Source organism: Brevibacillus sp. HB1.2 (assembly GCF_013332495.1).
In the GTDB taxonomy this organism is placed as follows: domain Bacteria; phylum Bacillota; class Bacilli; order Brevibacillales; family Brevibacillaceae; genus Brevibacillus; species Brevibacillus porteri.
On the sequence record NZ_JABMIU010000027.1, the window covers coordinates 1 to 26607 of the forward strand.

The window sequence follows — 26607 nt, forward strand, 5'->3', positions numbered from 1 at the left end:
AACCTTCTTGCTGATGATGGCAGGAAGGTTTTTTCGTGTAGAGAAAGCAGTGACAGGAAAACTAATACAGATCGGACGGCAAAGAGGGAAGGGACATCCGGTGATTTCGGTGAAAATGCCTTCGAATAACCGAGGGGAAAGTATCCATGTGGTTATCCAAAAAATGTTCGACCAAATATCGCTCAACAAGTCCGTGAGACATCGTTAGCTCTCCCCACCACTCCGTTTCATAGCGGCAAAGCATGCTGAGTACATAAAGCAGCAAGTAATGACTAGCCCATTCGGGAAGAGGTAGAGAAGAAGCAGACCCATTCCAGAAGAAGAGGACGTTCTGATGCAAACGAAATAACGGGTGTTGATCCAGTTCAGACAGGGCACACTGAGGAAGGGTCAGTTCCTTTATATTTTTGTTATTTACCGAAGCGAGTTTTTCCAAGTTACAAACAGCTGGAGCAAGCCTGCGAATGTATTGGATGAAAGTCTCAGTTGAATAGGATAAGGGCCCGTCCGTTTTTTCAGGAAAGGTAATGCGAACCAAATTATCCTGACTGATTTGATCAATCTTTAGCGTTAACCAGTTACGTGGTTTATCCGTAGCAATTCCGTAACTATCGCTGACGCTGGGGATGGATGAAAATAAGTTATGGACTGAATAGCGATCTTGTAACGGCGCAAGCTGGAACGCGTGAGCTAATTGGGCAAAAAACCCTTCCTTTTGTGGACGAACTTCATCCTCCATTAGCATATAGGCGTTTCGTTTGAGCTTTCGTGTCGTGACACCATGTTGAAGAACACGACTGTTTTGGGGATAATACGGATCTCGAGTCAATAACATCGCCTTCAACAAGTGAGAGCATCCATAAAACAGCAGTAATGGCTGGATAGACAAGTCGGCAACAGCGGAAGTGGAATAAAAATGTCTGGCTTGTCTCCAGAGAAACAGGAAACGCGAGCTTTGTTTAAAAGCTAGTCGCTCGGCATGCTCAACACCCATGTCATGATAGCAGGCAGCCAAATATTTACGTGCAGTAGGTTCTGTCTCAAAATAGCGTAATGTTTTCCAAGCGTTATCCATGATACCCACCTTTATCAATTTTCGTAATATGGTTAAGTTTCCCTAATTGTTTTTTGATTTATCTGTCTAATTGAATCTATAACCGAACGATATACTCATTTCTTGACAGTAAATTAAGCCGTTTGTTAAACTGTCTTAAACCATTCGCCGAGAGGAGCTTTCAACTGTGCGGGAAGACAAATTTGTTAAAGAGGGCTTAACGTTTGACGATGTATTGCTCATTCCAGGAAAATCTGAAGTTTTGCCAAGGGATGTTGATCTACGAGTACGATTGAGTGAGAATGTGAAGCTGAATATTCCTCTGATCAGTGCTGGGATGGACACCGTAACGGAGTCTGGACTTGCAATCGCCATGGCTCGCCAAGGTGGTATCGGGATTGTCCATAAAAACATGTCCATCGAGCAACAAGCAAGCGAAGTAGATCGTGTAAAACGCTCTGAAAGTGGCGTTATTACCAATCCGTTCTCTTTGTCCCAAGAGCATACCGTCGAAGAAGCGAATGCTCTCATGGGTAAATATCGTATCTCCGGTGTTCCGATTGTCGATGACAGTCAAAAGCTGATCGGAATTCTCACCAACCGCGATCTGCGCTTTGTACATGACTTCTCCATCAAGATCAAAGAGGTTATGACCAAGGAAAACCTGGTGACGGCTCCTGTCGGTACTACACTGCAACAGGCAGAATTGATTTTGCAACAACATAAGATCGAAAAGCTCCCGTTGGTGGATGATAACAACATCCTGCGTGGACTCATTACGATTAAAGATATTGAAAAGGCAATTCAATACCCGAATGCAGCAAAAGATGCACAAGGCCGCTTGCTGTGTGGTGCTGCTGTTGGGGTATCTGCAGACACGTTTGAGCGTACAGCAGCACTTGTACAAGCTGGCGTGGACGTACTGGTGATTGATACGGCTCATGGGCATTCTAAAGGCGTAATTGAAACGGTAAGAGCAGTTCGCAAAGAATACCCAACGCTCACAATCGTCGCAGGGAACGTGGCAACTGGACAAGCTACTCGCGATCTGATCGAAGCTGGCGCATCTGTGGTGAAGGTTGGTATCGGTCCAGGTTCCATTTGTACAACTCGTGTCGTAGCAGGTATCGGTGTTCCTCAAATTACAGCGATCCACGATTGTGCACAAGTAGCGCGAGAGTACAATATTCCAATTATTGCCGACGGCGGCATTAAATACTCCGGTGATTTGCCAAAAGCAATTGGTGCAGGTGCTTCTGTGATCATGATCGGCAGTCTGTTCGCCGGTACAGAAGAAAGCCCGGGCGAATTCGAGATTTTCCAAGGTCGTCGTTTCAAGGTATATCGCGGAATGGGATCGATCGGCGCGATGAAAGCCGGCAGTAAGGACCGTTACTTCCAAGAGAACGCACAAAAGCTCGTTCCGGAAGGGATCGAAGGCCGTGTTCCTTACAAAGGCCCATTGGCGGATGTTACGTATCAGTTGATTGGTGGACTGCGTGCAGGTATGGGATACTGCGGGGCGAAGACCATTGAGGATTTGATTCAAAACTCCCAGTTCGTTCGCATTACCGGCGCTGGCTTGCGTGAGAGCCACCCACACGACGTACAAATTACAAAAGAATCACCTAACTACTCGATTTCCTAAGCGAAAAATAGTACGGAAGACCCAGGTCCCCTTTCTTTTAATAAGAGAGGGGATTTTTACTAGCTACTAACTTGTGGAAATAGGAGGAATCTCGCTTCAAGCCACCCTGCAACCTATGGTACACTTACAATTGTGTGCTTGTTTTCACGAAAAAATGAAATCGACAGAAATAGGAGAGTGAGAGATTACATGAAGCGAAAGACATGGACAAAGCGATTGACAGGTCTGTTCCTTTCTGTCGCTGTTTTTGCTACAGCAATGGGAGGAATGGTTTCAAAGGTAGAAGCTGCCCCTGTAGCATCTCAAGCGAATTTACAACTGGAAGCGAAGTCTGCCATTCTTGTTGAGGCATCGACGGGAAGGGTTATCTATAGTAAAGATCCTGACGTAGCACTTCCGGTAGCTAGCATGAGTAAAATTATGTCTGAATACCTGGTTCAGGAAGCCGTCAAACAAAAGAAAATTAACTGGGATGATGTTGTCCCGGTAAGTGAGTATGCTTTTTATATCGCGAAAATTTCAGATTCGTCTGGGGTGTACCTGAATTTAGGTGAATCATTTACAGTTAAACAATTGTCAGAAGCGATGACAGTCGTTTCTGCTAACGACGCAACCGTACTTTTGGCTGAGAAGGTCGCAGGCAGTGAAGCTGCCTTTGTTGAAATGATGAACAAAAAAGCAGTAGAGCTTGGTATGAAAAATACGATGTTTGTCACTTCTACAGGTTTGCCAGCTAATGAGTTGGGCCCGTATTCAGTGAAAACCGATCAACCAGAAAATCTGATGTCGGCACGCGATTCGGCTATCCTCGCACGTGCTCTGATCCGTGATTTCCCTGAGGCATTGGAAGTTTCCAAAAAAACAAACTTCACATTCCGAACAGGTACCCCACAAGAGTGGAGCAAGAAAAGCTTCAACTGGATGCTGCCTGGTCTGATTAGCTACTATCCGGGCGTAGATGGATTGAAAACAGGGCATACACTTGCAGCGGGCTATTGCTTTACAGGGACGGCTGTTCGTGACAACATGCGTTTGATTAGTGTAGTAATGAATACAGATAGCAATACAAAGCGTTTCGCGGAGACCAGAAAACTGTTTGACTACGGTTTTAACAATTACAAACTGACGAAACAAATGGACAAGAATGTACCAGTTAAAGGGTTTGAAATAGCCCCTGTGAAAAACGGTGTAGAGGTAACAGTTCCAGCTGTTACAGGTAGCGAAGTAAATATGATTACAAAGATCGGTACAGAAGCAAAATTCACACCAACTGTTACCTTCCAGGAGCTGACCGCGCCAATTACGCAAGGACAGGTTGTCGGTAAGATCGTATTGAAAGAAGAAGGCATGAAGGATACGGATTATTTGCAGCCTGAAGACGCGACAAAAGCAGGTGTTGATGTAGTAGCAGGACAGGCAGTAGAGGAAGCCAGCTGGATTCGTCTGTTCTTCCGCAGCATCATAGAGTTTTTCAGCAATTTGTTTAGCAGTGGGACAGGAAATTAAATAATGGTTGTTTTCCCCTACATCTATCGTTTACAATGACGGTAACAGGAACCATAACACCACATAACAGTTTCGGTTCTGACTCATGATGTAGGGGGTAATGACATGGTACAAGTAGGAACATCCCGCGTAAAAAGAGGTATGGCTGAAATGCAAAAAGGCGGCGTTATTATGGACGTCGTAAATGCTGAACAAGCAAAAATTGCAGAAGCAGCGGGTGCTGTTGCTGTAATGGCTTTGGAGCGTGTACCGTCTGACATTCGTGCAGCTGGTGGAGTTGCGCGTATGGCGGACCTTAGCATTGTAGAGGAAGTACTGAAAGCTGTTTCGATCCCTGTTATGGCAAAAGCTCGTATCGGTCATTTTGTTGAAGCGCGTGTTCTTGAGTCTCTGGGTGTAGATTATCTCGATGAGAGTGAAGTACTCACTCCGGCAGATGACTTGTACCATATCAATAAAAAAGAGTTCACTGTACCGTTTGTATGTGGCGCCCGTGATCTGGGTGAAGCTCTCCGTCGTATCGGAGAAGGTGCATCCATGATCCGCACAAAAGGTGAGCCAGGAACCGGAAACATTGTAGAGGCTGTTCGTCATATGCGTACGATGATGTCCCAAATCCGCAAAGTGCAAGCCATGTCCTACGATGAGCTGATGGCGGAAGCCAAAAACCTGGGTGCTCCATACGAACTTCTTGAAGCGGTACACAAAACAGGTAAGCTACCAGTCGTAAACTTCGCAGCAGGCGGAGTAGCAACACCAGCAGATGCTGCCCTGATGATGCAATTGGGCTCCGATGGCGTGTTTGTTGGCTCTGGTATCTTTAAATCAGAGAATCCAGAGAAGTTTGCTCGCGCGATTGTGGAAGCGACCACCCACTACACGGATTACGAACTGATTGCTCGCGTATCCAAGGGCTTGGGGACGGCAATGCCAGGTATCGAAATCTCCAAAATTCGTGAAGCTGATCGTATGCAAGAGCGCGGCTGGTAAGGTGAGTAGCATGAAAATCGGCGTACTCGCTCTACAAGGAGCTGTAGCAGAACATGTGCGACTGCTAGAAGAGGTTGGTGCCACAGCCGTCCCGGTCAAAAAAGTAGAAGAACTGGATGACCTCGACGGGCTGGTCATTCCCGGCGGAGAGAGCACCACGATAAGCAAGCTGATGCACAAGTACGGATTCATGGAGGCGGTTCAAGAGTTCGGTAAGGCGAACAAGCCGATCTTCGGAACTTGCGCAGGAGCGATCCTTCTAGCAAAACAGATTCAAGGACAAGACGATTGCCATCTAGGGTTGATGGACATCAAAGTAGAGCGGAATGCTTTTGGTCGCCAAAAGGAGAGCTTTGAAGTCTTGATGCCTGTTGCGGGTGTGGCGGCAGATTACCCGGCAGTGTTCATCCGGGCACCGTATATCATGGAAGTAGGAGAGAACGGTCAAGTCTTGGCCAAGCACGAAGACAAGATTGTTGTCGCCCGAAGCGGTCACTATTTGGCAGCAGCCTTTCACCCAGAATTGACCGAAGATACAAGACTGCATAAATACTTCCTCGACATGGTCAAGGAATACAGAAGCTAGCTGTCATACCGGAAGATCGGCCGTCAAAAAGGCGCCGATCTTCTTTTTTTCTGAAAAGATCGAGGTGGGCTGCTCTTTACATACGTATAGAACCTGTAGTACAGTTAACAATAATAGTATTCATGAATGAGAATGCGATGATGAGAACAAGTACTTCACAAGAGCCAGGCCTAGAGAGTCGGTGGTAGGTGTAAACCGATCCGGTTATGTGAAGGAATCCATCTCGGAGTGGCAAAGGAACAACAACTTTGCCCGGAACCGTCCCGTTATGACGGAAGAGTGGGCATGTGCATGAAGGATTGCTGCATGTGTCAACGAGGGTGGCAACGCGGGTATACAACACTCGTCCCTTACCAGGGGACGGGTGTTTTTTGTTTTTTTTCAATACGATTCGGAGGGATTTACACATGTTGGACGTAAAAGTATTACGCCAGGATTTGGAAGAAGTAAAACGCCGTTTGGCTTACCGCAATGAAGATATTTCTGCGTTGGATCAATTCGTAGAAGTAGATGAAAAGCGTCGCCAAATCATCCAAGAAGCAGAAGCGCTGAAAAATAAGCGTAACACGGTATCCGAGCAAGTAGCGGTTATGAAACGCAATAAGGAAAATGCAGACCATCTGATCACTGAAATGAAAGAAGTAAATGAACGCATCAAGGCTTTGGATGAAGAGCTGCGCCAACTGGATGAGCAGCTGGAGTTCATCTTGCTGAGCCTCCCGAACCTGCCGCACGAAAGCACGCCGATCGGTACGACAGAAGACGATAACGTGATTGCCTGGACATGGGGAGAGCCACGTGCATTTGACTTTGAGATTAAGCCTCACTGGGAGCTGGCTAGCCAAGCAGGCATCCTCGATTTTGAAACGGCGGCAAAAGTAACAGGAAGCCGTTTTGTTTTCTATAAAGGCTTGGGTGCACGCCTGGAGCGCGCACTGATGAACTTCATGATGGATCTGCACTCGAATGAGCATGGCTATGAAGAAGTGATCCCACCGTTTATCGTCAACCGCACGAGCATGACAGGAACGGGTCAATTACCTAAGTTCGAAGAGGATGCATTCAAAATCGAGGGACCAGATTACTTCCTGATTCCAACTGCAGAGGTGCCAGTCACCAATATGCATCGTGATGAAATCATGGATGGAGCAGATCTCCCTCGCTACTACACTGCTTTCAGCGCATGTTTCCGTTCGGAAGCGGGTTCTGCTGGCCGTGATACGCGTGGGTTGATTCGTCAGCATCAATTCAACAAAGTTGAGTTGGTGAAATTCGTGAAACCAGAGGAGTCTTATGACGAACTCGACAAACTGGTGAAAAACGCTGAAAAGGTGCTTCAACTGCTTGGACTGCCATACCGTGTCTTGAGCATGTGCACAGGCGATCTAGGATTTACAGCTGCGAAGAAATTCGACCTGGAAGTTTGGATTCCAAGCGGTGGCACATACCGTGAAATCTCGTCTTGCTCGAACTTTGAAGATTTCCAAGCGCGCCGCGCCAATATCCGTTTCCGTCGCGATACAAAATCGAAGCCGGAATTTGTGCATACATTGAATGGTTCTGGTTTGGCGATTGGACGTACAGTAGCAGCGATCTTGGAGAACTACCAAGTGGCAGATGGAGCCATCGTGATTCCAGAAGTTCTTCGTCCGTACATGGGCGGAGTAGACAAGATCGCGCCGAAGTAATAAGCAAGAGATAAGGAAAGCAGCTCTTGATCCATAACGGGTCAAGGGCTGTTTTATATTGTGTACTAATACAGGTGGAATTTTTTAAAAAACGTGTTGCACTGTACTAATCTCTGTTATATAATAAAAACAAATTTTAAGAATATTGTTTTAATACAGAAATGGAGGAATGGAGAATGGACTGCTATCGATGTGAAGGAAACGGAGAACAAAATTGCCCAAAATGTGGAGGCGTTGGTCATGATGCCAACGGAGCGGCTTGCCACAATTGCTTGGGAGATGGTCATGTATGCTGCAGCCATTGCAGTGGCAGCGGGTATCAGGAGTAAGGACATTTTTTTTGCTCTTGCTGTTATATAATAAAAAACATTTTATCAATCTGTATCATAATAACTTTGAAGTGAGGGAGGAGGAGCTGTTTTGACTACCGTACCAACGAATCCATATCCGCTGGAGGTGCAGATTTCCGGTGAGATGCACCCCGGTTATCAAGATATCCTGACACCAGAAGCGATTCAATTCGTGATGAAGCTGGAGCAAAGATTTGGCGACAGACGACAACAATTGTTGGCTAAACGCGTGGAGCGTCAATTGCAGATCGATGCAGGTCAACTACCCGATTTTCTACAGGAAACAGCGGATATTCGTAAAGGAGATTGGACTGTTGCTCCATTGCCCAAAGATTTGCAGGACAGACGGGTGGAGATTACGGGACCTTCGGGTGATCGGAAAATGGTCATCAATGCACTGAACTCGGGTGCTCGGCTTTTCATGGCTGATTTTGAGGACGCCAACTCACCGACATGGGAGAACACCATCCAAGGCCAAATCAACATGAAGGATGCGGTACGCCGCAATATCTCTTACATCAGTCCGGAAGGCAAATCATACACCCTCAATGAAAAGACAGCGGTTTTGATCGTGCGTCCTCGTGGCTGGCATCTTGAAGAAAAGCACATTCTCCTCGATCGAAAACCGATCTCCGGCAGCCTGCTTGACTTCGGACTTTACTTTTACCACAACGTAGACGCTCTTATCGCGAATCAGACAGCACCGTATTTCTACTTACCGAAACTGGAGAGCCATCTGGAGGCTCGCCTCTGGAACGACGTCTTCCTTTTCGCGCAGGATGAATTAAATATTCCACGCGGCACGATTCGCGCGACAGTATTGATCGAGACGATTCTTGCAGCTTTTGAGATGGATGAGATTCTGTACGAGTTGCGCGAGCATAGTGCAGGACTGAATTGCGGACGCTGGGATTACATTTTCAGCTATATCAAAAAGCTGCGGAATCAGCCTGATGTCATTACACCGGATCGTGCCCAAGTAACCATGACAGTTCCGTTCATGAAAGCATACACCACGCTGGCCGTGAAGACTTGCCATAAACGGATGGCGCCTTGCATTGGCGGAATGGCTGCACAAATTCCGGTGAAAAATGACCCGGTACAAAATGCAGAAGCCATCGCCAAAGTGCGCGCTGACAAAGAGCGGGAAGCGTACGATGGACATGATGGGACGTGGGTTGCTCACCCAGGGCTAGTGCCGGTAGCTATGGAAGTGTTCGATCGCTTGATGAGAGAGCCGAACCAAATCTGGTACAAACGTGAAGATGTGGATGTATCCGCTAAGAAACTGCTGGCAGTTCCAGAGGGCACGATTACAGAAGCGGGTGTCCGTACGAACATAAGCGTAGGCATACAGTACATCGAGGCTTGGTTGCGAGGCTCTGGGGCTGTACCGATCAACAATCTGATGGAGGATGCGGCTACAGCAGAAATTTCGCGGGCACAAGTCTGGCAATGGATGCGTCATCGTCACGGAGTCTTGCAGGATGGTAGAAAGGTGACGGAAGGTTTGGTGAAGCAATGGTTGAGTGAGGAGCTGCAAGCGATCAAGCAAGCAATCGGTCAAGAGAGGTACGACAACAGCAAGTATCCGATTGCTGGTGATCTGTTCTTGCAATTGGTAACGACAGAAGATTTCGAAGACTTCCTAACTGTACCGGGTTATCGCTATTTATAAAAATAAAAAGAGTGGGGGAAATGAAAATGACGAAGGCAAACAAGCAAGAAGCGATTCAACAGGTGGAGCAAAGCTGGCAAGGCGAGCGTTTTGAAGGAATTACACGTCCATATACGGCAGAAGATGTCGTTCGTCTGCGCGGTTCCGTACAAATCGAACATACGCTGGCTCGTCTAGGGGCAGAGCGTCTGTGGAGCCTCTTGCATACCGAGCACCATATTAAAGCGTTGGGGGCTTTGACCGGGAATCAAGCGATTCAGCAGGTAAAGGCAGGATTAAAAGCGATTTATTTGAGTGGCTGGCAGGTAGCGGCCGATGCCAATCTGTCTGGTCAGATGTATCCTGATCAAAGCCTCTACCCGGCAAACAGTGTTCCCCAAGTCGTAAAAAGAATTAATCAGGCATTGCAACGGGCTGATCAGATCGATCAATCAGAAGGGGGTACCGAGACGAATTGGTTTGCTCCGATCGTAGCAGATGCAGAAGCGGGCTTTGGTGGGCCACTGAACGTCTTCGAATTGATGAAGGGTATGATTGAAGCGGGCGCAGCAGGGGTGCATTTTGAAGACCAGCTGGCTTCCGAGAAAAAATGCGGACATATGGGCGGGAAGGTACTGATTCCGACGCAAGCAGCCGTCCGTAACCTGATTTCCGCACGATTTGCGGCAGATGTGATGGGGGTTCCAACGATTATCGTGGCACGTACCGATGCAAATGGCGCTTTCTTGATCACCAGCGACATCGACGAGCAGGATAAACCATTTCTGACGGGTGAACGAACAGCAGAAGGCTTCTTCCGTCTACGCGGCGGATTGGATGCAGCGATTGCCCGTGGACTGGCGTACGCTCCTTATGCAGATTTGATCTGGTGCGAGACCTCTGAGCCGAATTTGGAGGAAGCACGCCGTTTTGCAGAAGCGATCCATGCCAAATACCCGGGCAAGCTGTTAGCGTACAATTGCTCTCCTTCTTTCAACTGGAAAAAGAAGCTGGATGAACAGACCATCGCTCGCTTCCAGGAAGAGATCGGCGAGATGGGCTACAAGTTCCAATTTGTCACGCTTGCTGGCTTCCACTCCCTGAATTACGGCATGTTTGAACTGGCGCGTGGATATCGTGATCGTGGAATGGCTGCCTACTCTGAATTACAGCAAGCTGAATTCGCCAGTGAAGTACATGGCTATACGGCGACTCGTCATCAGCGTGAAGTCGGAACGGGCTATTTCGATGAGGTTGCGCAAGTTATCTCTGGCGGTAAATCCTCTACGACTGCGCTTAGCGGGTCGACGGAAGAGGAGCAATTCGCCCATAATTAAATAGGAAAAACAAAGGACTACGTGGTTCTCTGATATTCAGAGGGCCACTTTTTGCGTTCACGTCTATTTTTCATAGAGTCTTAATAGCTTTTTAACAACGCATTTATATCAGTTTCATTTTTGTTGTTTACGATTAGCTTAGAAAAAACAAAGGAATCAAACACAAATAAAAACGAAAAGGGGCCTTAAAGATGAGAGGGAACCAGTTAAGCTGGAAACGAACCGTTGTTGTCATGACATCCGTTTTTCTGCTTGCGGGATGTGCCACCGAGACAAAGTCAGGCACTTCTCTGGATACGTCGCAATTGACCCTGGATCAAATCGTGGAAAAAGCAAAGCAGGAGGGAGAAGTTAACTCCGTGGGTATGCCGGACACGTGGGCAAACTGGGGAGAGACTTGGGGCAATCTCGCAAAGGAATACGGCTTGAAGCATACGGACACGGACATGTCGAGCGCAGAAGAATTGGCTAAATTTGAAGCAGAAAAAGAAGACGCCACAGCAGATATCGGTGACGTAGGTATTGCTTTTGGACCGTTAGCCAAGCAAAAAGGGCTGACGCTGCCTTACAAAACCTCTTACTGGAACGACATTCCCGACTGGGCAAAAGATGATGAAGGACATTGGTTGCTGGGCTATACCGGAACACTGGCCTTTATTACGGACAAGACAAAGGTACAAAATCCTCCCAAGACCTGGGCAGATTTGAAAAACGGCAGCTTCAAGATCGCGATCGGCGATGTCATGAAAGCGAATCAGGCACAATTTGCCGTACTGGCCGCGGCCTATGCTAATGGAGGAGATGAGAAAAATATTCAGCCCGGCATAGACTTTTTCGCTGAGTTGGCAAAAAACAAACGGCTCAGTACGAGCGATCCGAGCCTTGCCAATCTAGAAAAGGGTGAGGTCGAAGTCGCTATCTTGTGGGACTTCAACGCGCTCGGGTACCGGGACAAAATCGATAAAAACCGCTTTGATGTCTTGATCCCGGAGGAAGCATCGGTCAGCAGCGGGTACGCAACTGTAATTAACAAGTACGCCAAGCACCCACACGCTGCCATGTTGGCTCGTGAATACATTCTCTCCGACGCTGGACAGTCCAATCTGGCTCGTGGCTATGCTCGACCGATTCGTGCTAACGCCAAGCTGGACGAATCCGCTAAAGCCATGCTGCTCCCCGATGAAATGTATAAAAACGCACGTCCGGTGGGCGATTTGACTGCTTGGGAAGAGACAGCTAAAAAATTGCCGCAGCTATGGCAAGAGCAGGTGTTAATCCATGTGCGCTAGTAAGCTCGCCATGATTGTGCTCGACGGATTGAGATTTGACACAGCCATCTCGCACATGGGGTACCTGCATCACCTGGTCGAGTACGGTATTGCGGCTCGCTTCCAGGTACGATCGGAATTGCCCAGTCTCTCTCGTCCTTTGTACGAGGTTCTTTTAACGGGAACCCCTGTGTGGAAAAACGGAATTTCCAGCAATCAGGCGGTTCGGCTTTCGCACCAGGAGAGTCTCTTTCACTTGACGCAGAAAAATGGGATGTCCAACGCTGCTGCCGCTTATTGCTGGGTAAGCGAGCTTTATAACAAGGCTCCGTTCAATCCGTTTCACGACCGAATCCAATTGAACACCGATAAGCCGATACAAAACGGGATGTTCTACTGGGAAGATCACTATCCGGATACACACTTGTTTGCTGACGCCAACTTTTTGTTGAATGGGTACAATCCGGATTTTCTTTACGTCCACTCCATGAATATCGATGATGACGGACATAAGCATACGGCCGATTCCGCGCGATATCGAAATCGGGTTCTGGCGGCAGATTCGATACTGGCAAATGTGCTTCCTGCGTGGATCGATGCGGGTTATCAAATCATCGTAACAGCCGATCATGGGATGACAGCTGATGGAAATCATGGCGGCACTTCTAGCGCTGACCGGGACGTTCCCTTGTTTGTCATCAGCAACCTGATATCTCCGGGTATTCGCGAGGAGGCAATTCCGCAATTGCAGGTCGCGCCGCTTGCCTGCCATTTGCTCGGCATCTCCCCCTCCAAAGAGATGCAGCCATTGAACGTATGAGGGCTGAGTAAGACGTCTCCCTAAGGGGGCGTCTTTTCCTCTAAGAAAGGAGCTTTTGCGATGAAACGATTTGTCAGTATGCTCTGGGTCACGACGATTCCGTTCTTTGCAATGATCGCTCTGTTTCTCCTCGTCCCATTGCTTTCCATGATCGGAGGGAGCTTTCAGGCCGAGGGGGGCGGCGGTTTTACCATCAGTCACTATCGTGAGATTTTTTCAAATCCGTATTACTTGCAGGCTTTTGAGAACAGCGTGCTCATCTCATTCCTGTCTGCTCTCATTGGAATCGTCGTTGCTGTTTTCGCTACCTATGCGATTACCCGTTTCCCACAGTCACTGCAACAGCGAATTCTTGTCATTACGAACTTAACCTCCAATTTTGCGGGGATTCCGCTCGCATTTGCCTTCATTGTCCTGTTGGGAAACAGTGGATTGTTTGTTTTGCTCGCGAAGCAACTGGGGATTGATTTTGGTCAGTCATTTACTCTGTATTCGTGGAGCGGCTTAACGCTTGTTTATATTTATTTTCAACTGCCTCTGGCAGTCATGCTGTTGTATCCCCTGTACAACGCCATTCAGAAACAATGGATGGAAGCGGCCGAGCTGCTTGGGGCCAGCCCCTCGAAGTTTTGGCTGAGAATCGGTTTTCCGGTACTGCTTCCAGGCATCGTCGGCACATTCAGCATTCTGTTTGCCAACGCAATGGGTGCTTATGCTTCTGCCTACGCGCTCACCGGGAGCAACTACAATCTGGTGCCCATTCGGATTGGTGCGCTAGTATCTGGCGACATTTTTGCCAGACCCGAGCTGGGTAGCGCTCTCGCTGTACTGCTCGGCCTGACGCTTGCCGCCGCCCTGCTCGTGAACGAGTGGCTGACGCGGAAGATTCGGAGGGATTTGTCTTGAAGCGGATCAGTTTGCCATCCTTGTCGTTTGCGTTGCTCATGCTGTATTTGTTTTTGCCTGTCGCGGCTACCATCCTTTACTCACTGGCAACAGAGTGGAATAGCACGGTTTTGCCGGAAGGACTCACAGGAAAATGGTTCGCGGAGCTGTATGCCGATCCCCGATTTTTGCAGGCATTCGGGCGTTCTTTTTTGCTCAGCTTTCTGACGACTGTCGTTGCCGTTGTCATTATTGTTCCTGCTGTATTCTCCATTATCGTCTACGCTCCCCGGATGGAGAGGCTGGTTCAAATTTTGGTGATGCTGACCTATGCCGTTCCGGGTGTCATTATGGCGGTCGGATTGATCCGTACTTATTCAGGAAACGGAATTCCAATGGTCATCATCACCGCCGGGGCGTATTTGGTCGGTTTGCTTCCGTATTTATATCAGGGAACGCGCAACAGCCTGCTTGCCTTGCAGGCACGTTCGTTGATGGAGGCAGCCGAGCTCTTGGGTGCGAGCCACTGGCAGGCGTTTGTACGGATTATCGTTCCGAATATCATGTCTGGAATTTTCGTGTCCTCGCTCTTGTCGTTCTCCATTTTGTTTGGTGAATTCGTATTGATTAACATCCTGGTGGGAGGAAGATACGAAACCTTGCAGATGTATCTATACGCCAAGCTATCGTCAAGTGGGCATGTCGCCAGCGCAATTACCGTCACTTATTTTGTCCTCATGGCTATCATCACTGGCCTGGTTGTAAAATTCACGCGCCGAAGCTTCGCACGCAAGGAGGTTCCCTAATGAGCTACGTCCAAATCGAACACTTGTCCAAAACTTTTCACGGTCAACACGTGTTGCAGCAACTCGATCTTGCGATTGAAAAAGGTGAGCTGGTTACCTTGCTTGGTCCTAGCGGGTGTGGCAAAAGTACGCTGTTACGCATCCTCAGTGGTTTGACGGCCCCTGATACGGGCATGATCTACATTGACGGCAAAGATGTGACGGACGTGTCTCCAAAAAACAGGCAGATCGGCATGGTGTTCCAATCGTATGCGCTCTTTCCCAATCTTACGGTCAGTCAAAACATTGCCTTTGGCCTGGAAATGAACAAAATCTCGAAAACGGAGATTCGGGTGCGTGTCCAAGAAATGATTGAGCTGGTGGGATTGGTGGGAAAGGAGCAGGCTTACCCACGTGAATTGTCTGGTGGCCAGCAGCAGCGTGTGGCACTTGCCCGTTCTCTGGTCACCCGGCCAAAAGTGCTTTTGCTCGATGAGCCGCTTAGCGCGCTTGATGCTCAGATTCGTAAAAATTTGCAAAAGCAGCTACGCACGATCCAAAGAGAGTTAAACATGACGACTGTGCTGGTTACGCACGATCAGGAAGAAGCCATGGCTGTCAGTGATCGCATCTACATCATGAATGGTGGACGAATCGTTCAGCACGGCAGTCCTCAAGAGATTTACACGCAACCTCGCTCTGAATTTGTTGCTCGCTTCATTGGTAATTACAACGTGCTGACTGCCGAGCAGCTTAGCCAAATCGCGCCTCATTTGTCTCATCCGGCAGTTGAACGTTTCGCAATTCGTCCCGAGACGTTTCGCGAACAGCCTTTGACTGGGGAGGACATCTGCTTGACCGGGAATATCGCTCAAGTAACCATGCTCGGCAACATTACCCGTTACGAGCTGAACATTGGTGATGTTCCTGTACTGGTGGACACTCTGCACCTGTCTTTCGAGCAGGAGCAGATAGGCACAACAAAAACAATGTATGTAGGTCCCAAGGATGTGATTCCGCTTTATGACACTATTGCCTGAAGAACGACAGCAAGTGATACTAGACGAATTGAACCGCCACGGTAAAATTCAGGTGATGAGTCTGGCAAAAAACCTGGCAGTAACACCGGAGACAATACGACGTGATCTGGACCAATTGGAACAGCAACGTTTGCTAAAACGAGTGTACGGAGGAGCTATCCCTTATCATTTGGCGAAGCGTGAACCGCACTTTGAAAAGAAACAGGCGATTCAACAGACGGCAAAAACGAAAATCGGGCAAATCGCGGCAGAACTTTTGTCTGACGGGGATACCATCGCACTCGATGTCGGGACGACAACACTGGAATTGGCACGTGCTATAAAAGGCCTCAATCAATTAACGATTGTCACGAATTCGCTCCCCGCCGCTTCTTTACTAAACGAGCTGTTGGAAGCCAATCAATTCAACGGTCAGGTCATTATGCTGGGGGGCCTGACCCATCCGGCCCAACAATCGGTTGCCGGGGCGTTTACCTGCGAGCTGCTCTCTCGTTTTCATTTTGATAAAGCGTTTATTTCCTGTGGAGGAATGACGGCTGATGGCTTCACCGACTATGACATGGAAGAAACGCTATGCTCGACCATGATGGTACAGCGGGCAGAGCAAGTCTATGTATTGGGAGACACAACCAAGATCGGACAAACGCAATTTTTTCGTATTTGCGGCTGGCAGGATGTCAGCGCGGTTGTTTGTGACCAGCCGATGCCGGATGAATGGCTTTCGTCTGGCATTCAAACTACCTGGATAAGCGAACATCCGGGAAGGAGAGACTTCACATGCTGATCGACTATCATCTTCATCTGGAAGAAGGGCCTTTTTCATTGCGTTGGCTCGACCGTACCAATACTGCCCTCGACCACTTTTATCCGCTGTCTGAACCTCGACATACCCGCGCCTGGCTGCTGGATAGTCTTGCGCGATTAAATAACCGCATGTCTCTGGGGTGCTACGACCCGTCCTGGATCGATCTGTATTTACGTGAAGCGTTAAACAAAGGCTTGAAGGAAGTGGGGATTGTCGATCATTTATACCGCTTTCGTGAAGCCCGTCCCTATTTTGAACGGTATCTAGACCTCAGTGATACCGATTTGGGTCGCTTGCAGCGCACTTGGCTTGATCAAGTATGCACCGAGAGTCTTAATGACTTTTGTGTCGCCATCGAGGCAGCAAAGCAGCGTTGGTCGGCAAGCGGTGTGGAGTTGCGGCTGGGGATCGAAGCGGATTACTTTATCGGCGGGGAGGCAGAATTGGAAAGCTTGCTGGCAGGCGCTTCGTGGGATTATGTGATCGGTTCTGTTCATTTTATGCAAGGATGGGGCTTTGACAATCCCGAGACTCGCCATCTGTTTGAGCAGCATGACCTGAAACAGTTATACGCGGACTTTTTCCACACGGTTGAGTGCATGATCAGGAGCAATTTATTTGATTTTGTTGCCCATCTGGACAATCTGAAAGTGTTCTCCTATCGCCCTCTGGAATCGGAGATAGTTCCCTATTACCACCGGATCGCAACTGCTTTGAGAGAAACGGATACAGCGACCGAAATCAATGCAGGCCTGTACTACCGCTATCCTGTTAAGGAAATGTGCCCAAGTCCCGTTTTTCTCGACGTTTTGGTGGCGCATGGTGTTCCACTGACACTCTCGTCCGACGCGCACTTTCCCGACGATATTGGGAGATACGTAGCGGCGAATCTGGAGATCCTCCATTCAATGGGAGTAACGGAGATTGCTACTTTTTCCGGTCGTCAACGGATCATGAAGCCAATCCGTTATGCATCAGCTATTCCAGACGAGAGCTGCTGATAGGAACTGGAACGGTTAGGATTTGCCTAAAAATGGATATACACATATAATAAGAAAGTAGGTGATCATATTTGTCCCCGTAGCTCAGCAGGATAGAGCAACGGTTTCCTAAACTGTAGGTCGGAGGTTCGAATCCTCTCGGGGACGCCATCGAAGAAAAAACCTTGGTGTATCAAGGTTTTTTCTTTTTTTGTTGAGACGTGTAGCATGCCTCCAATGTATAACGTATATCAAATGACGAACGAAATAAGGGGGGATTTCTTTTGAAAAAAGTGATGGTAGGATGTATGGCTATGGTCTTGGCGATTTTCTTCAGTGGTTGCAGCTCAGATGCGGTCGTACAAAATCAGACTGCCGCGCCACCTGCAAAAGAAGTAATGAACACTGGCACAGAACCGAAACAATCGGTCGACAGCTCTACAAGCTATAACCAAATCACAAGCTATATGGAAGAAGAGAGCAAGAAAGCTTTCTCCCCCTACTATGAGTTGCTGGAGTTTACACTATCGGATTATGAAGAGAAAACAGTAGATGGAAAAGTAGAAGCGACATTCGCATATCAAGTGAAATACAAAAACTTTGAGAAAGACCCTGACACCGTAGAATACATCAAAGTCGCCAAAGAAAAGAACGATCCCAACTACCAACAGCTGTATGATGAATATTTGCAGCCCAAGGACATGAATTTTCATTTGAAAGCGGTAATGGAAGATGCGGACTCCATAACGCTTTACACCAACGTGAGTCCAAAAGGAATCCAATGGGAGAAGGTAGTTATGTCTGATTTTATCCTGAAGAAATAATAAAGATAACAAACACAGAAAGAACGTTCACTTTAAATAGGAGTGGACGTTCTTTGTTTAAGATGATGTGGAGAGACGTCTAGCATGTAAATAGCAAATTCTAAGAATCACTATACTATTAATAAGGTTACCGGAGACTGGTTTCCTACAAGATGGCGTTTCTATGCTGCCTGTCAGAGCGGTAGCAAATGCAGCAGGTGGAAAAGTGGGGTGGATCGCGGTTACCCAAGATGTGCGTGTACACGGCAAAGACTTAAACGAGAAGATTGTAGCGGGATCGGCATATGCTCTTGCTCGTGAGCTGGCTGCCGCACTTTGCCTGAAATTCAGGCGCTCCAGAAGGCTTTTGAGATAATTTTAACTGCATTTTTAAAAGGCGAAGTCCACCTTCGGAGAAGTCTGGAGAGGGATTTTCTATTTTCTGGGACAATTGTGTGAAGCGTAAGGTAAGAGTATGCAAAATTACAATTATTTACAGAAGTTTACACAACAGGAATATTAAGTTATTTGCTTTGGGTGTTTGGTAAAATGGACTGAGTAGATCGGGACGTGTCAGTGTGATATGGCACGTCTTTTTTTGATCAAAAACCGAATGTATGATCCTATTTTGTGAGGAGGCATTATGTGATCGAACTTACTGACGCAGCAAATAAAAAGTTTCTGGATGCATTTCTTACCCAAGCAGACAATCAAGAACTTTACCAGCGAGTACTTTTTTCTCCAGACGATATGAAAGGTATCGAAGAACTAAATAGACGATTCAAAGAATTCTATGCCGAAGCGAGACTTATCAAGTACATTTCATCAATTATTCACTATACCTCAATCGAACTTTCTTTACGGAACCGAAAGATAGACAAAGCGTGTCAACCGACCGATGAAATTGAGCGGTTGGTTGACGGGCTTACGTGCATTTCGAATGAGGGTGATCGGGAGGGTGTACAGGAGTGGAAGGATGCTTTGTCTGACAAACGCGTGCTGGAGGCTATTCAAAGACTTACAGAAAAAGAACAGACGACATTGACACTTCTTTATTTAAGGAACCTCAAAGAACGGGAGGTTGCACGTCTATTAGGCGTCACCCAGCAGGCTGTTTCCAAGGTAAAGAAACGAGCGTTACTAAAGCTCAAAAAACAGTTAGAGGGAGGCGAAATGCATGAGCCTGTTAATGCTTCTAAAGCGAGCGCAGAACAACGATGAGGATGCTATGATGGAGATTATAGAAAGGTTTGAACCGAAGATTCGTAAGTCGCTGAGATCAACAGACTCATCTGTACGGGATGACATTAGGCAGGAAATGTCATTAAAAATTATCGAGTATATATTGAAGTATAATTTTGATAAAACACTGGAATGTTTTGATTTTGTGAAGAGGGTGTCCCAAAAGTAACATTCGTCTCATCAATACTCAACATCTCGTCCCACTTTTAGCAGTGAAACGGGATGTTTTTCCTTTCTCATTTGGGATTCGTTTATTCGAGGTTACACATTTGGAATACTCCCCAAAGTAATTTTTACTTCTTTGGTTTTAGTTTCACTTTCCTCATTAATCCATTTTTCAATAGTTTTAAACGAGTAGTCCTTTATATCGGGAATCGTTACTTTTAACGTCGTATCATTTTCCCAATGCAAATTACGAATGGGTACGGTGAAATTTCCATTAGTTATCTTGTTGATTATTTCGCTATTATTTTGAAACTCCGCGTTCTTAATTTCGACAGTGTCAATTATCACTAAACTACTTCTGCTTACAGTTGATCCTTCATTTTTCCCAAATTTTATAGCTAAATATTTGTTATCGACCGTAAATAGAGCCTCCTGAAAAAAGCTTGATTGCGGGAGGGGGATAGATGTGACCTGATCGTTTTTATAGTTTACAAGAACATTGTCACATAACTTTATTCCACAACTGTAACTTATGACTGCGTAGGTAGCGTTGGGATTAGGAAGTGGGTTAACTCTCATGCGATCTATTTCAGTTTTTCGTTCAGATGAACTGGTAGTGTATTCTTCTAAATATGTACGTATAGTAGGGATTTGTTCAATTGGAATAGTAATCGTTTCACTTTCACTTGTGATAATCAGTTCTTCCTGGTTTTGATTTTGGTTACTGTATGAGCCTACAGAATCAGTAGTTGTCTGATTGTTTGAAGAACATCCAATTAATCCGACTCCTAATATAGCAATTAGAAATAAACCGTAAGTTATAAAATTTTTCATTTTAATCATCTCCTTTGGTTGTAAAAGTTTCAAAAAATTCCTCTTTATATTATTGAATACAAATTAAAGGAGGAAGTAACATGGCACTATCTAAATCTTTGAAATTGAATCTTCTTGATAGCACTGGTTTTTTTGAAGGTAACGATGGTTACTCTAGCGTTTCTGGAGATCATGATGAGCAAGGCATGTCTTTCGGAATTATCCAATTTAACTTTGGACAAGGTACGTTAGCTCCATTACTTAAAGACTATATCAATGAAAACGAAAAAGATTTTAAAGACATTTTAGGCAGCAGTAAAGCAGCTACACTGAAAAAAGTTGTTTTTGATTATTCGAAATCAAAACAAATCTCCTGGGGAAAAAGTATCACAACTAAAGGTGGGGCTGATATTAGTGCTGAGTGGAAAAAACCATTTCAAAAATTGGGCGAAGAAGCAAGCATGCAAAAACTACAATTAAAACATGCAGAAGGATACTTTGATCGCGCTGAATCATTGGCTGAGCAATTTGGCATCATTAGCACACAAGGAGTAGCATTTCTTTTTGATCATGCAGTACAATCTTGGCGTTTCAATGGTTCGCACTCAAAAATCGAAGACGAGATCAATGATTTAGATCGTGAGTATCGTAACAGCGAGAATGGAGCAAGGTTGCCTGATGAAGACCGTCTAAGTGTACTTCTTGATTACATCCGATCTGGTGATGAGAGTGATCGGCGCCGCGCAATTAAAAATGGTCGGGGCAAAGTGCATGGTAAACAGTATGACGTGGATGATTATGGCCTCTCGTACGATGATGAGTTCTAGAGAAATCCAGGGGTGATCCCTGGATTTTTTTTGTTATAAATGATAGACGTGAAAAAATGTAAAATAGTTACATTTAAAATATGACCTGCTTTTTAAAGGCGGTTTGTAACTAGGAGAAATTTAATGTCTAATACTGTCCTTGTATATAGAAAAAGCCAGACTTCAATCCGTCTGACCTTTGGAGTGATATTCGAGCCCTTCTCGACTGAGAAGGGTTTTATTTTGCAAACATTGCGGAATTGTACCACCAATTTGGTAGGAAGGATTACGTACTCACGCGGTCCTATTCATTTTTCCCGCACCAGTACTCATACTCATTGTCAATCCAATCTTTGATATGATCGTAATTCCCCCAAGTATCTTCCACGTGGTACACGCTTGGCTCACAATCAAACGCTTCGAGATAATGATAGCGATACTCCCCCGTATCGAAATCGAAGTAAAACATTGCGAACTGGTTTCCTTCTTCATTCAGCATGTCTTTAGCAAATACTCCACCCGTCTTCTCATAAACTTCAGGACCAGTCATCTTCCTTTGTTTAAAATCAGCAATCAGGTTTGCAAAACTCTTTTGAAAATCCTCGCTAACCATATCATTTTCAATCAACCAGCCGATGAAAAAACCTGTATGTACGTATGCCTGTTTTTGAGGCAGATTCTCCTCAAAGTTTTCGTAATGATATTTCGCTTTATCGTATACCGTTGTCACTAGCGAATCCTCTCTTTCTAATTGCCCATTTTTCAAAAATTATACAGGATAGATGTAATCGTAAAAAGCCAAAAGAGGATGAAGAAGGAAGGGTAGGAATTTTGTAGCATTGCCATGATGCGAAGTGGTAGTATTTAACTGTTATATAGAGAAAACCATTGGTTGGTTCATAGAGGGGTTATATTTCATGCGGAATTTGCTTGCCTATTTTCTTAGCGCTGTAATGATTAGTCTAGTAATCCTTCCTGTAGAGCCTGCGTCATCTAGAGGTTCTAGTTCCTCTAGCTCCAGTAGTTCTGGCAGAAGCTCAGGTTCGTCTAGTACCAGCTCCTATTCGTCCGGCAAAAGTTCAGGATCATCTGGTACCAGCTCCTATTCGTCGGGCAGAAGCTCAGGGTCATCTAGTACAGGCTCATATTCGTCCGGCAGAAGCTCGTACTCTTCAGGAAAAAGCTCAGGCTCAACCAGCAAAAGTTCAAGCTCCACAATAAAAAGCGCAAAACCGTCAAGCGGTTTCAAATCATCCAAGCCGGTTAAAATCAAAAAAAAGGCTGACGATGACGACGATGATGAAGAAGAAAGCGTGGAAGAAGAGACAAGCCAAGAAGAGGAGACGAGCGAAGAAGCCGCTGCGGAAGAGGAAAGAATCAAGCGGTCCGAACTCTTAATCCAAATCGATAGCGGTATTGGACCATACCATTTACAACCGAATCAATATTATCAATCGACCATTTGGGGTGACCCAACTCATAATGGTCCCCTATACTTTACCGTACATAATAACGGACAGTTAGAAGAGGTAGATGAGAGTGAGATAAATGGGGCAACAGTATTTAACATCCCATACAATTTCGATCCAACACCATTTGAAAAAGAGTTTTATCTTAATAGCCTGCCAACGGATCAAATCTATGTGGCATCCTTTCAATATCAGGACATTTACATGTTTTTAGACCCAGATGGTATCATTCACTGGCTCCCTAAATATGAAGCCTTAGAGAAAAACCTCCCCATCATAGAAGCAGAAGAGGTACTGCTGTCAGAGCAAACGCTGGAAATGCATAGCAACGAAATGGCCTTGCATAATTTCCCGAAAAACAAAGTCTATCGGAAGAGTATCAATAGGATTCCGAGGTATTTTCTGTTCAATAATGAAGAAAATGTTCAGTTAGTAGGAAAAAAAGAACTTAAGAACTATGAAGTTTTGGAATATGACCAAATGATTGATCCGACTTCTCCTGATCTTATGGGAGAGATCAAAGAAAAAATCCAGGATTCAGGTGTCCCGACAGGATACATATACCAGATGACAGTGAACAATGCCCTGCGGAATTTTATCTATTATGGAAGGGGCTCGGTTGGGTTTGTAAAGAACTTGTCGTCTGTTAAAGAAAATTATAAGGTTCGTGATTTTGAACAGGCTGTCCAAAAGATGCGGGAAGAAAAAAAGGAGGAAGAGAAAAGGCAATCGATCTGGAAGCTGTATCTCATTACGGCGGGTACGATTATGCTCGGTATTCTTCCTTTATGGTATTGGTATATGAATAGAAGAAAAAAGAAGAAGAATCAACCGCCTAACAAGATCATGAAGAAAAATACCAACCATACGAGAAAGAAAAAGAATGTAAAGCCAGAAAGAACACCGATTCAACAGCCCCTACCCAAAAAGAAAGAAATAAGAGTAGAAGAAAAAAAGAAGCATGATGGCGGACTGTTTCAGCAATTTGAAGCCGTAAACAAAAAAGAACAGCCAAAAAGCTCTGGAAGCGGGCTATTTGATCAATTTAATTCCTCCAATAGAAACCACTAAAAAGCAAAACCCGTCCTCAGCCGAGCTAGAGACGGGTTATTCATTCCTCTCTTTCTTTGAGAAATCGAATAATGGTCAGAATTTTTCGGGTATGGTAGAATGGATTACCAATAAATGAGAATCGGAGGGAGCATGTCAGATGCAAAATGATAAGCGAATCAACTTCATTAACCCTGAAACAATGCCACCTACGTTTGGCTACACCCATGCGGTGGAGGTTCGGAACGCACGGACGATTTATGTATCGGGACAGGTGGCTCTCAACAGGGAAGGCCAAGTGGTCGGCACAGGCGATTTAGCCGCACAGACAAAACAAGTTTTCGATAATATCCAATTCGCGTTAGAAGCGTCAGGAGTCAGCTTTGAGCATGTAGTGAAATTGACTTTTTTCGTGACCGACATCTCCAAGATGCACATTGTCCGTGAGATTCGAGATCAGTACGTGAATACAGAAACCCCGCCAGCGAGCTCTGCCGTTGAAGTGAGCAAGCTCATCAGGGACGAGCTGTTGATTGAGATTGAGGCTATCGCCGTTGCAGATATATAGTTGTCCCATCGCCCTTCTGTTCGATTATTCATCGTTCAGGAGGGTTTTTTTGTGCTCTTTTGGGAAGATTATGGAGCGAGATAAGCGGATCGGCAATGGTACGTGTCGGCTCTAAATCTTTTGCTAATGGAGTTGGTTGCATGAATTATATCATCGCAGGTATAGGTTTGATTACGGTATTTTTGCTTGCTTGGCTGGCAAGTAGTAATAAAAAGCACATTCGGTATCGCCCTATCCTCATCATGATTCTGATTCAGATCGTGTTTGGTTTGCTGCTGTTGCGAACCAGTATTGGACTCATTTTAATATCAGGCATTGCCAGCAGTTTTTCTGTACTCCTGGAGTATGCTTACGAGGGGATCAATTTTGTTTTCGGTGGCATTGCGAATCCGGGTGCGTCTCCGTTTTTCTTACAAGTTTTGCTGCCGATTGTGTTCGTATCCGCACTGATAGGCATTCTGCAATACACAAGAATTCTCCCTTTATTTATTCATTATGTGGGACTCGTATTGAGCAAAGTGAATGGCATGGGAAAATTGGAGTCGTATAATGCGATTGCTTCGGCGATCGTCGGGCAGTCCGAAGTGTTTATTACCGTGAAAAAACAGCTCAGTGCTATACCCGAAAACAGGCTGTACACACTGTGTGCCTCTGCGATGTCCACCGTGTCTATGTCGATTGTCGGTTCCTTTATGACCATGCTCAAACCGGAGTATGTGGTAGCTGCGTTGGTACTCAACCTATTTGGTGGTTTTATCATTGCTTCTATTATTAATCCGTATAAAGTGAAGCCGGAAGATGACTTGCTCGATCAAGAAAAAGAAGAGAAACAGGCCTTTTTTGAAATGCTCGGGGAGTACATTCTAGATGGATTTAAAGTAGCCGTAGTCGTGGCAGCGATGTTGCTCGGATTTATTGCAATCATTGCGATGGTGAACGGGTTATTCACGGCGGTATTCGGTATCTCGTTCCAAGGGTTGTTAGGGTATGTCTTTGCTCCCCTCGCTTTTCTTATGGGGGTTCCTTGGCATGAAGCCGTACAAGCGGGAAGTATCATGGCCACTAAAATAGTGGCGAACGAGTTTGTCGCCATCCTCGACTTTACGAAAATTCAAGGTCAGTTAAGCGAGAGAACGGTCGCCATCGTGTCGGTGTTTCTGATCTCGTTTGCGAACTTTGGCTCCATCGGGACGATTGTTGGCGCGGTAAAAGGCTTGAATGAAAGGCAAGGAAATGTCGTCGCTCGGTTTGGACTAAAGCTGCTGTATGGGGCAACACTCGTTAGCATTTTGTCAGGAATTATCATCAGCATTGTAGTGTGAAGGGGACCCTTTCCGGGGTCTTTTTTTGTTAGGTACGGTTTCGTAACCAAATGATGGGGAGCAGCGTCTATCAATTGAGATATTCGTCTTTATTTCTCGGATCGTATCCTTCATCAAAGGAATGGGAATCACGGTTGTTACGCTCTATGAGGACTCTCTGCTTCCGGCGCTTGGCAATCCAATCGATGATGGCTCCAATCAGCAAGAGACCTCCGAAAATAAGTACGACGAGTAACCAGAGTGGCATTCATACAACACCTCACTTTCACTAAAAGATACGTCTTACCAGTGACGAAGTTGCGATGAGACCATTCAAGAGGAGATAAAGGAGTGAAGTCGGTTGAGAAAATGGGTGTGTATGACCGTAGTGGCAGGTTTGATTGTGGGAGGCTGTTCACCTGACACGAGCGTATCAACAGATTCTAAACAACAACCTGTTACCGAGCAGAAGCAAGAGGCGGGAAATAGCGGGGGCGACCAAAAGCAAGAGAAGCAAACCGCTACCGTGCGCCAAATTATTCTGGACGATCAATTTTTAAAGCAGCTATCCAAAAACGAAATCAGTGGCTTCGATATCCACATCGGGATGAAGCGGGATGAGGTTTCTGCGCTATACGGCAAGGTAACGAAACAGGATTATTGGGATGGCGGGTGCTATGAAGTCTTTGAGAAGCTAGAGAGTGCGCTCATTTATTTTGATGGGCAGGATCGCGTATATGGAATTGATTTGGCGGGTCTTCATCTAAATGAAACGAATCTGGACACAATCCGTAAAAATCTGGGGGCTCCTGTCAGTGAAGATAAGAGCATGGCCGATGAGGATTATGTCATGTTTTTTGAAGCGGGAGATAACTCCGTATTTATTAGTGCAAAGGACGAGCAATCTCCAGCAGACAAAATAAGAATCATCAATAAAAAAATGATCGAGGAATCACCGCAAAAAGAATAAAGAGAAAAAGCCAGTCAGAAG

General features: G+C 46.0%; 27 protein-coding genes, 1 tRNA gene and 1 other annotated feature. Of the genes, 24 read left to right on the top strand and 4 right to left on the bottom strand.

The annotated features are described in order from the left end of the window. Positions 1-61 precede the first annotated feature (61 nt). The gene (locus HPY28_RS29245) at positions 62-1075 is read right to left on the bottom strand and encodes a YaaC family protein (protein ID WP_174231898.1); all 1014 of its coding nucleotides are present in this window, start codon (positions 1073-1075) and stop codon (positions 62-64) included. 166 nt (positions 1076-1241) lie between these two features. Between HPY28_RS29245 and guaB the strand changes: the two genes are divergently transcribed. The 19 genes from guaB (at position 1242) to HPY28_RS29345 (ending at position 19613) form a co-directional block, all read left to right on the top strand. Next, a complete protein-coding gene (gene guaB, locus HPY28_RS29250; protein WP_017246859.1) occupies positions 1242-2702 on the top strand; it encodes an IMP dehydrogenase in 1461 nt (486 codons plus the stop codon). Positions 2703-2891: 189 nt separating this feature from the next. Further along, positions 2892-4208, top strand: coding sequence for a D-alanyl-D-alanine carboxypeptidase family protein (locus HPY28_RS29255; protein ID WP_017246860.1), 1317 nt, complete (start codon positions 2892-2894; stop codon positions 4206-4208). Positions 4209-4313: 105 nt separating this feature from the next. Next, positions 4314-5198 (top strand): pyridoxal 5'-phosphate synthase lyase subunit PdxS, encoded by an 885-nt coding sequence (gene pdxS / locus HPY28_RS29260; protein ID WP_017246861.1) that lies wholly within the window; start codon positions 4314-4316, stop codon positions 5196-5198. A 10-nt stretch (positions 5199-5208) separates the two neighbouring features. Continuing rightward, complete coding sequence (pdxT, locus tag HPY28_RS29265; RefSeq protein ID WP_069852470.1) at positions 5209-5784, top strand: pyridoxal 5'-phosphate synthase glutaminase subunit PdxT; 576 nt, start codon at positions 5209-5211, stop codon at positions 5782-5784. Positions 5785-5912: 128 nt separating this feature from the next. Next, positions 5913-6138: a binding site (T-box leader), on the top strand. Between the two features lie 53 nt (positions 6139-6191). Continuing rightward, positions 6192-7472, top strand: coding sequence for a serine--tRNA ligase (gene serS / locus HPY28_RS29270; protein WP_017246863.1), 1281 nt, complete (start codon positions 6192-6194; stop codon positions 7470-7472). Positions 7473-7892: 420 nt separating this feature from the next. Then, entirely contained in the window at positions 7893-9500 is a 1608-nt protein-coding gene (gene aceB, locus HPY28_RS29280; RefSeq protein WP_017246865.1) for a malate synthase A, read from the top strand. Between the two features lie 26 nt (positions 9501-9526). After that, positions 9527-10816 carry an isocitrate lyase gene (gene aceA, locus HPY28_RS29285; protein WP_017246866.1) on the top strand — a complete coding sequence of 430 codons (1290 nt, stop codon included), beginning with the start codon at positions 9527-9529 and terminating at the stop codon, positions 10814-10816. Positions 10817-11007: 191 nt separating this feature from the next. Beyond that, positions 11008-12105, top strand: a complete 1098-nt coding sequence (locus HPY28_RS29290; protein WP_069852476.1) for an ABC transporter substrate-binding protein — start codon at positions 11008-11010, stop codon at positions 12103-12105. Then, entirely contained in the window at positions 12095-12904 is an 810-nt protein-coding gene (locus HPY28_RS29295; protein ID WP_017246868.1) for an alkaline phosphatase family protein, read from the top strand. Before HPY28_RS29290 ends, HPY28_RS29295 begins: the two co-directional genes overlap by 11 nt. Positions 12905-12964: 60 nt before the next feature. Then, on the top strand, positions 12965-13810 hold the full coding sequence (locus HPY28_RS29300; protein ID WP_017246869.1) for an ABC transporter permease: 846 nt from the start codon (positions 12965-12967) through the stop codon (positions 13808-13810). Then, the gene (locus HPY28_RS29305) at positions 13807-14595 is read left to right on the top strand and encodes an ABC transporter permease (RefSeq protein ID WP_017246870.1); all 789 of its coding nucleotides are present in this window, start codon (positions 13807-13809) and stop codon (positions 14593-14595) included. Before HPY28_RS29300 ends, HPY28_RS29305 begins: the two co-directional genes overlap by 4 nt. After that, positions 14595-15614 (top strand): ABC transporter ATP-binding protein, encoded by a 1020-nt coding sequence (locus tag HPY28_RS29310; RefSeq protein ID WP_173624477.1) that lies wholly within the window; start codon positions 14595-14597, stop codon positions 15612-15614. Before HPY28_RS29305 ends, HPY28_RS29310 begins: the two co-directional genes overlap by 1 nt. Further along, positions 15598-16398 (top strand): DeoR/GlpR family DNA-binding transcription regulator, encoded by an 801-nt coding sequence (locus HPY28_RS29315; RefSeq protein ID WP_017246872.1) that lies wholly within the window; start codon positions 15598-15600, stop codon positions 16396-16398. The genes HPY28_RS29310 and HPY28_RS29315 overlap by 17 nt, the downstream gene beginning before the upstream one ends. Next, positions 16392-17420, top strand: a complete 1029-nt coding sequence (locus HPY28_RS29320) for a histidinol phosphate phosphatase domain-containing protein (RefSeq protein ID WP_174231899.1) — start codon at positions 16392-16394, stop codon at positions 17418-17420. The genes HPY28_RS29315 and HPY28_RS29320 overlap by 7 nt, the downstream gene beginning before the upstream one ends. Before the next feature lie 73 nt (positions 17421-17493). After that, a tRNA-Arg gene (locus HPY28_RS29325) sits at positions 17494-17570 on the top strand. Positions 17571-17683: 113 nt separating this feature from the next. Next, positions 17684-18223, top strand: a complete 540-nt coding sequence (locus HPY28_RS29330; RefSeq protein WP_254613222.1) for a hypothetical protein — start codon at positions 17684-17686, stop codon at positions 18221-18223. Positions 18224-18344: 121 nt separating this feature from the next. Further along, positions 18345-18578, top strand: coding sequence for a stalk domain-containing protein (locus HPY28_RS29335; protein WP_371813557.1), 234 nt, complete (start codon positions 18345-18347; stop codon positions 18576-18578). Between the two features lie 269 nt (positions 18579-18847). Then, on the top strand, positions 18848-19423 hold the full coding sequence (locus tag HPY28_RS29340) for a sigma-70 family RNA polymerase sigma factor (RefSeq protein ID WP_371813556.1): 576 nt from the start codon (positions 18848-18850) through the stop codon (positions 19421-19423). Positions 19424-19433: 10 nt separating this feature from the next. Further along, entirely contained in the window at positions 19434-19613 is a 180-nt protein-coding gene (locus HPY28_RS29345; RefSeq protein WP_254613226.1) for a helix-turn-helix domain-containing protein, read from the top strand. A gap of 92 nt (positions 19614-19705) precedes the next feature. Here HPY28_RS29345 and HPY28_RS29350 read toward each other — a convergent pair whose 3' ends face one another. After that, positions 19706-20443 carry a hypothetical protein gene (locus HPY28_RS29350; protein ID WP_174231902.1) on the bottom strand — a complete coding sequence of 246 codons (738 nt, stop codon included), beginning with the start codon at positions 20441-20443 and terminating at the stop codon, positions 19706-19708. Between the two features lie 80 nt (positions 20444-20523). On the opposite strand from HPY28_RS29350, the gene HPY28_RS29355 reads away from it, so the two are divergent. Beyond that, the gene (locus tag HPY28_RS29355; protein ID WP_174231903.1) at positions 20524-21249 is read left to right on the top strand and encodes a lysozyme family protein; all 726 of its coding nucleotides are present in this window, start codon (positions 20524-20526) and stop codon (positions 21247-21249) included. Between the two features lie 283 nt (positions 21250-21532). On the opposite strand, the gene HPY28_RS29360 is transcribed toward HPY28_RS29355, so the two are convergent. Then, complete coding sequence (locus HPY28_RS29360; RefSeq protein ID WP_174231904.1) at positions 21533-21958, bottom strand: DUF7832 domain-containing protein; 426 nt, start codon at positions 21956-21958, stop codon at positions 21533-21535. A 187-nt stretch (positions 21959-22145) separates the two neighbouring features. Between HPY28_RS29360 and HPY28_RS29365 the strand changes: the two genes are divergently transcribed. The 3 genes from HPY28_RS29365 to HPY28_RS29375 all read left to right on the top strand — a co-directional run bounded on the left by HPY28_RS29365 (position 22146) and on the right by HPY28_RS29375 (position 25637). Beyond that, the gene (locus tag HPY28_RS29365; RefSeq protein WP_254613223.1) at positions 22146-23768 is read left to right on the top strand and encodes a hypothetical protein; all 1623 of its coding nucleotides are present in this window, start codon (positions 22146-22148) and stop codon (positions 23766-23768) included. A gap of 139 nt (positions 23769-23907) precedes the next feature. After that, positions 23908-24315, top strand: coding sequence for a RidA family protein (locus tag HPY28_RS29370; protein WP_069852490.1), 408 nt, complete (start codon positions 23908-23910; stop codon positions 24313-24315). A 140-nt stretch (positions 24316-24455) separates the two neighbouring features. Further along, on the top strand, positions 24456-25637 hold the full coding sequence (locus HPY28_RS29375; RefSeq protein WP_017246880.1) for a NupC/NupG family nucleoside CNT transporter: 1182 nt from the start codon (positions 24456-24458) through the stop codon (positions 25635-25637). Between the two features lie 70 nt (positions 25638-25707). Here the strand turns inward: HPY28_RS29375 and HPY28_RS29380 are convergent, their stop codons facing one another. Further along, positions 25708-25884 carry a hypothetical protein gene (locus HPY28_RS29380; protein WP_007719793.1) on the bottom strand — a complete coding sequence of 59 codons (177 nt, stop codon included), beginning with the start codon at positions 25882-25884 and terminating at the stop codon, positions 25708-25710. A gap of 93 nt (positions 25885-25977) precedes the next feature. Here HPY28_RS29380 and HPY28_RS29385 point away from each other — a divergent pair, with 93 nt between their 5' ends. Beyond that, a complete protein-coding gene (locus tag HPY28_RS29385) occupies positions 25978-26586 on the top strand; it encodes a hypothetical protein (RefSeq protein WP_254613224.1) in 609 nt (202 codons plus the stop codon). Positions 26587-26607: the final 21 nt, after the last annotated feature.

Excerpts from the sequence above, each read along its gene's own strand:
- HPY28_RS29380 (WP_007719793.1), bottom strand. The coding sequence starts at position 25,884 with ATGCCACTCTGGTTACTCGTCGTACTTATTTTCGGAGGTCTCTTGCTG.
- HPY28_RS29350 (WP_174231902.1), bottom strand. The coding sequence starts at position 20,443 with ATGAAAAATTTTATAACTTACGGTTTATTTCTAATTGCTATATTAGGA.
- HPY28_RS29345 (WP_254613226.1), top strand. The coding sequence starts at position 19,434 with ATGGAGATTATAGAAAGGTTTGAACCGAAGATTCGTAAGTCGCTGAGA.
- HPY28_RS29310 (WP_173624477.1), top strand. The coding sequence starts at position 14,595 with ATGAGCTACGTCCAAATCGAACACTTGTCCAAAACTTTTCACGGTCAA.
- HPY28_RS29370 (WP_069852490.1), top strand. The coding sequence starts at position 23,908 with ATGCAAAATGATAAGCGAATCAACTTCATTAACCCTGAAACAATGCCA.
- HPY28_RS29320 (WP_174231899.1), top strand. The coding sequence starts at position 16,392 with ATGCTGATCGACTATCATCTTCATCTGGAAGAAGGGCCTTTTTCATTG.
- HPY28_RS29295 (WP_017246868.1), top strand. The coding sequence starts at position 12,095 with ATGTGCGCTAGTAAGCTCGCCATGATTGTGCTCGACGGATTGAGATTT.
- HPY28_RS29315 (WP_017246872.1), top strand. The coding sequence starts at position 15,598 with ATGACACTATTGCCTGAAGAACGACAGCAAGTGATACTAGACGAATTG.
- HPY28_RS29300 (WP_017246869.1), top strand. The coding sequence starts at position 12,965 with ATGAAACGATTTGTCAGTATGCTCTGGGTCACGACGATTCCGTTCTTT.
- HPY28_RS29290 (WP_069852476.1), top strand. The coding sequence starts at position 11,008 with ATGAGAGGGAACCAGTTAAGCTGGAAACGAACCGTTGTTGTCATGACA.
- HPY28_RS29355 (WP_174231903.1), top strand. The coding sequence starts at position 20,524 with ATGGCACTATCTAAATCTTTGAAATTGAATCTTCTTGATAGCACTGGT.
- HPY28_RS29365 (WP_254613223.1), top strand. The coding sequence starts at position 22,146 with ATGCGGAATTTGCTTGCCTATTTTCTTAGCGCTGTAATGATTAGTCTA.
- aceA (WP_017246866.1), top strand. The coding sequence starts at position 9,527 with ATGACGAAGGCAAACAAGCAAGAAGCGATTCAACAGGTGGAGCAAAGC.
- HPY28_RS29375 (WP_017246880.1), top strand. The coding sequence starts at position 24,456 with ATGAATTATATCATCGCAGGTATAGGTTTGATTACGGTATTTTTGCTT.
- pdxT (WP_069852470.1), top strand. The coding sequence starts at position 5,209 with ATGAAAATCGGCGTACTCGCTCTACAAGGAGCTGTAGCAGAACATGTG.
- HPY28_RS29245 (WP_174231898.1), bottom strand. The coding sequence starts at position 1,075 with ATGGATAACGCTTGGAAAACATTACGCTATTTTGAGACAGAACCTACT.
- HPY28_RS29255 (WP_017246860.1), top strand. The coding sequence starts at position 2,892 with ATGAAGCGAAAGACATGGACAAAGCGATTGACAGGTCTGTTCCTTTCT.
- pdxS (WP_017246861.1), top strand. The coding sequence starts at position 4,314 with ATGGTACAAGTAGGAACATCCCGCGTAAAAAGAGGTATGGCTGAAATG.
- serS (WP_017246863.1), top strand. The coding sequence starts at position 6,192 with ATGTTGGACGTAAAAGTATTACGCCAGGATTTGGAAGAAGTAAAACGC.